At 53.4% G+C, this 8,590-nt stretch carries 7 protein-coding genes and 2 pseudogenes; 6 read left to right on the forward strand and 3 right to left on the reverse strand.

The genetic code is table 11. The annotated features are described in order from the left end of the window. From EQY_RS0114210 to EQY_RS0114230, 5 genes and pseudogenes are all read left to right on the forward strand, one after another. A pseudogene (locus EQY_RS0114210) lies at positions 1-92 on the forward strand (inositol monophosphatase); the annotation flags it as partial. Beyond that, entirely contained in the window at positions 89-2,914 is a 2,826-nt protein-coding gene (locus tag EQY_RS0114215) for a replication endonuclease (RefSeq protein WP_024212583.1), read from the forward strand. The pseudogene EQY_RS0114210 and the gene EQY_RS0114215, both read left to right, overlap by 4 nt. A 76-nt stretch (positions 2,915-2,990) precedes the next feature. Further along, on the forward strand, positions 2,991-3,950 hold the full coding sequence (locus tag EQY_RS0114220; RefSeq protein ID WP_000686490.1) for a plasmid segregation protein ParM: 960 nt from the start codon (positions 2,991-2,993) through the stop codon (positions 3,948-3,950). Between the two features lie 4 nt (positions 3,951-3,954). Next, a complete protein-coding gene (locus EQY_RS0114225; protein ID WP_000211285.1) occupies positions 3,955-4,269 on the forward strand; it encodes a plasmid partitioning/stability family protein in 315 nt (104 codons plus the stop codon). Between the two features lie 87 nt (positions 4,270-4,356). Next, positions 4,357-4,860 (forward strand): hypothetical protein, encoded by a 504-nt coding sequence (locus tag EQY_RS0114230; RefSeq protein ID WP_000017851.1) that lies wholly within the window; start codon positions 4,357-4,359, stop codon positions 4,858-4,860. Between the two features lie 275 nt (positions 4,861-5,135). Here EQY_RS0114230 and EQY_RS0114235 read toward each other — a convergent pair whose 3' ends face one another. The 3 genes from EQY_RS0114235 to EQY_RS0114245 form a co-directional block, all read right to left on the reverse strand. Then, a complete protein-coding gene (locus EQY_RS0114235; RefSeq protein ID WP_001254197.1) occupies positions 5,136-5,393 on the reverse strand; it encodes an ogr/Delta-like zinc finger family protein in 258 nt (85 codons plus the stop codon). 65 nt (positions 5,394-5,458) lie between these two features. Further along, entirely contained in the window at positions 5,459-6,493 is a 1,035-nt protein-coding gene (locus EQY_RS0114240; protein WP_000038284.1) for a phage portal protein, read from the reverse strand. Further along, the gene (locus EQY_RS0114245; protein ID WP_000331667.1) at positions 6,486-8,273 is read right to left on the reverse strand and encodes a terminase large subunit domain-containing protein; all 1,788 of its coding nucleotides are present in this window, start codon (positions 8,271-8,273) and stop codon (positions 6,486-6,488) included. The genes EQY_RS0114240 and EQY_RS0114245 overlap by 8 nt, the downstream gene beginning before the upstream one ends. Positions 8,274-8,467: 194 nt before the next feature. On the opposite strand from EQY_RS0114245, the pseudogene EQY_RS26240 reads away from it, so the two are divergent. Beyond that, positions 8,468-8,569 (forward strand): annotated as a pseudogene (locus EQY_RS26240) (GPO family capsid scaffolding protein); the annotation flags it as partial. Positions 8,570-8,590 lie beyond the last annotated feature (21 nt).

Here is an 8,590-nt window from a genome sequence, read left to right on the forward strand (position 1 = left end):
GTGCCTCGCTGAGTGAATACACCGCTGAATTTAACCGCCTTTCCGCCATCTTCTCGCAGGAGTGGCAGCGCGTGACGGGATACCAGCCATGAGCGAGTTTGCATGGAGCTGGAATGAACCACGGCCAGCCATTGATCCGGCCAGGTTTACGGAGCGCAGGCAGGAAACTGAAACCGACCTGCAACGCGCCATCCGTTACTACCTTGAGGCAGACAAAAGGGCACAGGAAGAACAGGAAGCGAAGGAAGAAGCCTTTTTCGCACAATCCGCCATGGGTAAAAAACTCATGGCATCCCTTGAGGAAGCCGGACAGCGTGAAAAGCTGGCACAGAGCATCATCAGTAAGCGCCGGGCAACAGAACAAGACCCAGTAGCCCGTGCCTTTGCCACACTAAAGGCACTACCTGTTTATCTGCGTGAACCACTGAGCCGCCACCTCTCTTTCCTGCGCAAAAAACAGGAAGCCGATCGCCAGAAAGGCAAAAAGAGCTGGCAGGCGGAACGCTATGCACGCGGAACCCTGCGCAAAATATTCGAACGTCTGGATCGCACTGACGGACGCTGGCTGACACCGGGTTATCGCTCCCTTGCCGGGCGCGAACGCCTGGACGATTTGCTTTACCTGCCGCAGCTCAACAAGCACCAGATGCAGACGCTGGCCACCATGACCGCGGCGATGTTCAGCAGCACCTTCGAAACACTCTGCGATGGCTTTGGTGCCAGAGATGGCGAGCTGACCATGGATGTAATGTTGAAGGCTTACCGGATGCTGGCTCGTATCGCATTACGCCTGCACATCATGCCGCCACATTACGAAGCCCTGAACAAGAGCGAACCGGATACGGAACTGCTGCCGGGCGCAATCCTTCGCCTGACCTGTGCGGACTGGTGGAAACGCAAACTGTGGCTGTTACGTTGTGAGTGGAGAGAAGAACAACTCCGCGCCGCCTGTCTGGTTTCCAGAAAAACATCACCCTATCTGAGCCAGGACGCGTTAAGCGAGTTTCGCGCACAGCGCGAGAAAACCCGCGACTTCCTGAAGAGCTTCGAACTGGAAAACGAAGACGGTTTCACGATTGATCTCGAGACAGTGTATTACGCGGGAGTAAGTAACCCGGTTCACCGTAAGGCAGAAATGATGGCCACCATGAAGGGACTGGAACTTCTGGCCGAAGCCCGTGGCGACAAAGCGGTGTTTCTGACTGTCACCTGCCCGTCAAAATACCACGCCACAACAGAGAACGGTCATCCGAATCCCAAATGGAACGGGGCCACCATGCGCGACTCCAGCGATTACCTGGTTAACACGTTTTTTGCGGCGGTCCGCAAAAAACTGAACCGCGACGGCCTGCGCTGGTATGGCATCCGCACGGTGGAGCCTCACCATGACGGCACCGTGCACTGGCATATGATGGTCTTTGCTCATCCGGAAGAAATCGACAGCATCGTGGCCATCACCCGCGATATTGCCATTCAGGAAGACCGCCACGAGCTGGGCAATGATATTACTCCGCGCTTTAAGGTGGAGTACGTCGACGGCTCCAAAGGCACGCCAACCAGCTACATCGCCACCTACATCGGAAAAAACCTGGACAGCCGCGCCGTGGATGGAATCGACCCGAAAACGGGCAAACCACGCGTTGACCACGAAACCGGAAAATCAATGGCCGAGAGCGTGGAGCGCGCCATCGGCTGGGCGCGCCTTCATCGGGTCCGCCAGTTCCAGTTCTTTGGCATCCCCTCCCGTCAGGTGTGGCGTGAACTGCGCCGCCTTGCCAGCCAGATGGCACGCAACCCGGAAGGCCCGCAACGGCTGAAGGATGACGCAATGGATGCGGTACTCGCTGCCGCTGATGCCGGATGTTTTGCCACCTACATTGAAAAACAGGGTGGCGTACTTGTTCCGCGCAAGGACTACCTGATTCGCACAGCCTACGACCTCGCAGATGAGCTGAACGATTACGGCGAACAGAGTGTACAGATTTACGGGATCTGGTCGCCATTCATCGGGGAATCCTCCCGTGTGTGCACGCATCCGGATAACTGGAAGTTGGTAAGACGTAAACCGGAAGCGGAAGACAGCGCCCGCGAAAATGGTTTTGACCTTCAGGGCGGCCCTGCCGCCCCTTGGACTCGTGGCAATAACTGTCCCCGTGTACAGGAAACGGACAACAACGGGACAGAACAGCCGGAAGAACGGCCAGCACCGTGGCCGCAGCTTCCTGACGGCGTTGATGTGGATGAATGGATGCGCTCACTGAAACGGCACGAACGCCGGGCGCTGATGCGTTCGCTGCGTGACAAACAGGCAAAAAACAGCAGTGATGAAATGCAGAGCTGGACACAGAGCCGCAAACAGCAGCGGCCTTTGCCTGATAACCACGAATTACTCGCTAAAGAATGGCGGGAGTCTGCCGAATCTCTCGGCCTGCATATCGGTGAACAGCAGATGCAGCACCTGTTACGGGGCGGCAGCCTGTACGTTGACGGCAGCATCATTGCACCGCAGGGATTTGAAATTGTACGCAAACCGGATACCCGCCCGGACAGCCGAATCACGCAGCTCTGGCAGCGCCTGAGCCGTAATCATGGCGTAAGCAGCACGGAGATCCGCCATAACCCGGTCGCCAGCTATCTGACACAGCTGGGGGCATCAGACCCTGAAGCCGCCGCACGCCTGGCATCCACACTTCAGCAGGACCAGAACACCATGAAAACCCCCGTTACCGTGCTTTCTGACATGCTGCGCGCCATCCGTGACGCAGAGCACGCACAGAGAATCAGTGAAACAACTGAACGCGCCCACCGCAAAGCAGACCTGCTGCGGGGTGGCCTGACCAGTGGAAACAAAAAACAGACAGAAACGGGATTCACAAATCCCGTAAATGAGCAAAAAACGCGCCATAAAACATGAAGCGCGCACAAAACAGGCAAAAGCGGGATTCCAGAATCCCGTAAACGGTTAATTAATCAACATAAGGAAAATCGACATGAAAATTTGTATCGACGACGGCTCCACCAACATCAAGCTGGCATGGACTGAGAACGGCGAACGCCGCAACGCCATCAGCCCGAACAGCTTCAAGTCGGAATGGTCTGCGCCGTTCGGTGGCTCGCAGCCTGCGAACTACATGCTTGATGGCGTGCGCTATGGTTTTGATCCGGTCAGCGATCGCTTTGTCCAGACGACCGACACGCAATACCAGTACAGCGATGTGAATGTCATTGCCATTCATCACGCGCTGGTCAAATCAGGCATCACGCCTCAGGAGGTGGATGTGGTTGTCACCCTGCCACTGAGCGAGTATTTCGACACAAACGCACAGCCGGACATGGCCAACATCAACCGCAAAAAAGCGAACGTTATGCGCCCGGTGGAGTACCAGAACGGCGAAGCATTCACTATCCGCAACGTACGGGTTATGCCTGAATCCATTCCGGCTGGCTTTAAGGCACTGGCTGACATGAGTCCGTTTGAATCCCTGCTGATTGTGGATTTGGGCGGAACCACGCTGGATGTGGCAAAGGTTCAGGGACAACTGGCAGGTATCAGCCAGGTGTTTTGCGATCCACACGTAGGCGTTTCTCTGATGGCCGATGCCGTGCTGTCGGTGATGGCCACCAACGGTATGCGTACCAGTCACCACATCGCTAATACCATTATCGAACATCGCCACGATGAAGCCTGGCTGCGCCAGCACATCCACAATAACGCACATTACGCCAGCCTGATGGCAGTTATTCGTGAAAAGGAAGAAACACTGAAACAACGCGTGATCCGCGCGCTGGCGGGTTTTTCGGGTTACGGGCGGGTGATGGTTGTCGGTGGAGGGGCGGAGATTGTGGCACCCGCTATCCGCGAAGCCTGCGGAGTTAATGCGACTTTCATCGCGGACGGGGTGCCACAGTTTGCTCTGGTTAATGGGCTGTACGCAATGGACAAGGAGTAAACCAATGACGACACCAACCAGACGGATAAGTTTCTATCTGAAGCCCGCCGCCGTCAAGAGCGAACGGGAGGCGTGCAGTTACCTCGACAGCCTGCCAGCCTCCGAACGCAGCCGCGCACAACGCGCGGCTTTTCTGGCCGGACTGGCTCTTATAAAACGCACCCCCGCGTTGGCGTATTCGCTGGCAGAATGGTCAGAAGACGAAATACGGATGCCATCGCTGCCAGTACAGCCTGAAAAACCGGCACAACCAGCAACAAAGAACGACAGCGCCACACAACTGATGAAGGACAATATCCGCGCACTCTTTCCCGAATAACCCCATCGGGGCAATATCGCCCGCTTGCAGGAGAGTCCGGACGAAGCCAGAATAACGGCAAACAGTAACTCAGAAGAGGATAACGTCGTGAGTCACTTTAACGATTTATGTCAGATCAACAAGGATGCAGAAGAGAAGCATACCGAAGCAGCGAAAATTCTGCGGGAGAGCGCAGCAGAGTTGATTGATTTTTATGAAGAATGGCTGGGGCTTCCATCCCTGTACTGGGAAGACAATGACGGCAACTCGCATCGCTATGTAGACACAGGCCAGCCATGCAAAACAGCAGAAGACTTCCGCCCGTTCCCACTCCACAGAATGCCATCTTCTCGGGACAATGTTTTTCGTATGGCTGTGCGAACGTGGGTTGGTTCATCTGACAACAGTTACCCGGTAAGCGTGGTTATTGCGCTTGAACTGCATTCGGTAGATACAGAAAGGGTATCCCTGAAAGTTCAGGTAGAAGACGATGGCCCTGTTCGCGTATTGCTTAATAAGCCCAGCGCAGAAGCCTGGGGAGAGGTGGTCAAGAGCATGAAAAAACACATTGCCAGTCACCTGAAAAACCGCGCTCCATCCGCGCTCCGTTAAACAGGGCTGGTGAGTCGGGGCATAAATCCTTTATGCCCCGGCGAAGCAGCAGACAAGCGAAGCGCGTCAGTCACCGTAGTAGGGAAAATAACTTTATTGTTGAGCTTAAATTTATCAAGCGTTATCTTTCGCCTGTAAACTGCATTGTAAGGTTTTGGGGATTCAGAGGCGGCTCCCCCAAAAAAGTTGATACCGCCTAGTTGGTCACTTCGTCGTCAGACTGGGACTCCAGCCACGCCAGCTGAGAGGTTGGCACAAACCTCCAGCTATCCCCGTTACCCCGCCTGCAACAGTTCCAGTGCCATCTGTTTTTCTTCCGGGCGCATCCGTTCAATCAACAGCTTTAACACGCCATTCTCCAGTCCGCTGGGCACCAGTGTGTGCGAGTAGGTCAGGTTCATCACCCAGGTGTGCCCACACTCGAGACGGGTGCAACGGTAATAAACATCTGCAAAGCGATCATCTTTCCAGAAGGTCTTCTCAATCACTGCGCGTTCACCACAGCAAAAACATCGCGCTTTTTGTCTGCGCATTTTCCACCTCCCAGAGCAGCGTTTTCCTGCAGCTGATTTTACCTGCTCTTTTCGCATGTCGCACATCACTCCGGGGGCTCATCAAATTCAAGAATAAATTTCACCTCCCCCAGTCGCCTGATATCCGGGTCACTGTTGATTCCCTCCATAATCAGGCGGCGCATCGGAATAACCTCATCCCTGTAATATGCCTCGCGGGATTTCAGTGGGTCACCAAGCCCGGCCGTATTTGCGGGAATGATGCCGGCAAGTCCGGGTGGGAAACGGTGCGCAACGAGCTGATCCTGGGCACTGATGGTTTTTATATTCAGGAACTCATCTTTTGTACCTGAATCCCCGATAGGGATCACCTTAACACCTTCTTTGTCTCCGCCCGGTATATTGATAAACATGGATTTAAAATTGCCCGCCCCTTTTGACGCTTCTATCTTTTTACGGAATTCCGCCTCGAGCTCGGGATCCATGTCCGGGTCAGTGGAATACAGGATATAACCAAGATGTGCGCCGTTCTTGTAATACTTGCGGCGAAAGCGGGTGGCATCCACATTCAGCATGGCGGATTCCATCCCGTGAATATAATCCGGGACACCGTAAACCTGCTGTTGCGGGTCATAAATGGCCACGAACACCACTTCGCCTGGCGGGTAAACGAGATCTTCCAGTGCCGCCTGCACAATCACCGTGCCACCCTCGTTGTTACGCCGCAGGTACAGAGAAGGTAACGTATGCAGGCGCACCACCCGACCGAAGCCATTGCGCACTTTAAGCAACCCCATATCCCCGAATATCAGCAGATTGGTTACTGCTGCCGCCATGGCGGCGTGTGTCATACCACCACCACCCCGAAAACCCTGCATGATCATATTGACGCGCGCACGCAATACTGCGCCGTGATACGGTGCGATATTGGACAACATGGCGAGATCCATGCGCTCAATTGGCGGCGTGTACCAGCCGTTATAGCCATCCCAGAGCGAGCCGTAATAACAGCCCCATGCAGCGACCGGCTCCGGGTCACCAAATTCAATAAACGTCATTTTGCTGGCTGTTTTTTTTGCCACGTCATCGTGTAACACGGGGTATTTTTTCTTTTTACTCATCTGACAGGATCCATGTTGATTTGCGCTTGTGCTTATAGTTCAGGGGTTCATTACTTGCGGCATGAGCTATGGCAAAGAAGATGTCAGCGTGCCCGGTTTCTTCGCTACGTTCGGCGGTAAAAGTAACTTTATTGCCACTGTTGGTGGATTCCTGACGAATGGCCAGGAACGATGCCGGAATATCCGTAGCTTCCTCATCCCACTCAATACGGTTGGCGTAAATCAGATCCAGCATCTTCATCACCAGGCGGTTTTTGGATTCCACGCTGTAATGAATGGCCACTGTTTCACGGCGGGCAAATCCCTGAACCAGCTCAAAGACACCGTAGCCAAGACCGGTGACGTCAATGCCGATAAACGTCATGTTATAGCGCGCCTTAATGCTGCGGATACGCTCTGCCATAAACTGGAATGACATGCTGCGCCAGTGGTGTTTTTCCAGCACGCGGAATCGTTCTGCCGCAACCAGCGGCGGTGCCAGCACAACAAACGTGGCGTTATCGCCGGAGCGCGCAGGATCAAAGCCGCCCCACACCTCACGGTTACCAAATGGCATGGGTTCTTCCGGGTGAAAGTCCTCCCACGTACTGACATCCACACCACAGCGCACGAGGTCATCGAATTTAAAGACGCTCTCTTTGTCATCCACAAACACACACATAAACAGCATATTGAACGCTGTTTCGTTGTATCGCTCGCGCAGCTCGTTGATATCAGCAAGGTTAAAGCCGCCGGCAATGGCATCTTCCAGCGTAACCACATAGCGCCACTGACCATCCGGACATTCACGCCCACCATCGCGCAGCTCATCAAAGGACGGAAACTCAACCCCTTTTCGTTTCGGATCGCCTTTGCGCCATTCATCGCCAGACCAGAACGGGTAACCCTGGTGTGTTTTGGATGACGGCGTGGAGAAATAGGTAATGCGCCAGTGTTTATGGGTGGCCATCCCTGATGCCACTTCATTGAGACGGCGAAAACCGGGGATCCACAGGTATTCATCAATATACAGGTGGCCGCTGTTTGACTGCGCTGTGTTACTGTTGGTCGCCAGAAAATACAGTTCAGCCAGATTACTTAACTTAACCGGATTGCCTTTAATGGGAATGCCAAACTCTGTTTGTGCAATTTTTACAATATAAGTACGGAACACTTCGGCCTGACGTTTTGATGCCGATAAAAATATCTGTGTGTCGCCGGTTAATACTGCATCTTCAAATGCCTCAAACGCGAAGTAATACGTCGCCCCAATCTGGCGGGATTTAAGCAGGTTGCGTACACGGCGGAATTTGTTTTCACGCAGGCGCAACTGATAAGCAAACAACTTTTTCGTAAACGGCTCAAAACTTTCAGCAGTCAGTCCGGAAACGTCATTAGTTTTGCGGGGACGCTCTTTCTTACCTGCACCTTTTTCTCCGCGTTCTTCTTTTCCATAACGGCCAGGCTGGGGGATGTCCACTCCCATTCGCGCAATCTCAGCCATTCGTTCCGTGTGCTTGTTTCTGACCGACATCAGTTTGACGTGATGACCAATCAGGCGGTCGAGTTCATCGTGTTCTTCCGGCGTTTTATGGTCACGCTCCGCCAGTACAGCGAGACGCCGGGCGATAACATCCTCCACGCCTTCCGTATTGAGCTGCGTGTACCACTCAAACTTTGTCGCCCAGTAATAAACAATTCGCGGACTGTTCAGTCCGAGTTTCTTTTGTATTTCTTTTGGTGTGTGCCTTTTCAGATAGAGCGATTTTGCAGCAGCAATCACCTCATCAGAATACGCCATAAATAAACCTCACCTGCTGATGCAATTTTAATTTATGCATTTTCAGCAAAGGCTTTTTTAAAAACGAATATCGCTTTTCGGTATTTTTCGGATATATGCGCATATCCGAAAGTACCGGAAATTAATCAGATGACGACGTTTTCATTTCTCCGTTAAATAACGCCAGTTTAATTTTTATCAGCGGATTAATTCAGATGACGAAGCAGAAAACAGACTGGGTTGTGGTTGCCACATCAGGCCCCACCATCGACGGTCGGGAAATTGATCCGAAGTGGCTGACGGATGCCGCCGAGGTTTAAAACCCGGACGAGCGAGCC

The sequence above is a fragment of the Escherichia sp. TW14182 genome (genome assembly GCF_000208525.1).
In the GTDB taxonomy this organism is placed as follows: Bacteria; Pseudomonadota; Gammaproteobacteria; order Enterobacterales; family Enterobacteriaceae; genus Escherichia; species Escherichia ruysiae.

What these genes read in the sequence shown, in the direction of transcription:
- EQY_RS0114215 (WP_024212583.1), top strand. Translation starts at nt 89, where the DNA reads ATGAGCGAGTTTGCATGGAGCTGGAATGAACCACGGCCAGCCATTGAT.
- EQY_RS0114240 (WP_000038284.1), bottom strand. Translation starts at nt 6,493, where the DNA reads ATGAGTAAAAAGAAAAAATACCCCGTGTTACACGATGACGTGGCAAAA.
- EQY_RS0114235 (WP_001254197.1), bottom strand. Translation starts at nt 5,393, where the DNA reads ATGCGCAGACAAAAAGCGCGATGTTTTTGCTGTGGTGAACGCGCAGTG.
- EQY_RS0114225 (WP_000211285.1), top strand. Translation starts at nt 3,955, where the DNA reads ATGACGACACCAACCAGACGGATAAGTTTCTATCTGAAGCCCGCCGCC.
- EQY_RS0114245 (WP_000331667.1), bottom strand. Translation starts at nt 8,273, where the DNA reads ATGGCGTATTCTGATGAGGTGATTGCTGCTGCAAAATCGCTCTATCTG.
- EQY_RS0114220 (WP_000686490.1), top strand. Translation starts at nt 2,991, where the DNA reads ATGAAAATTTGTATCGACGACGGCTCCACCAACATCAAGCTGGCATGG.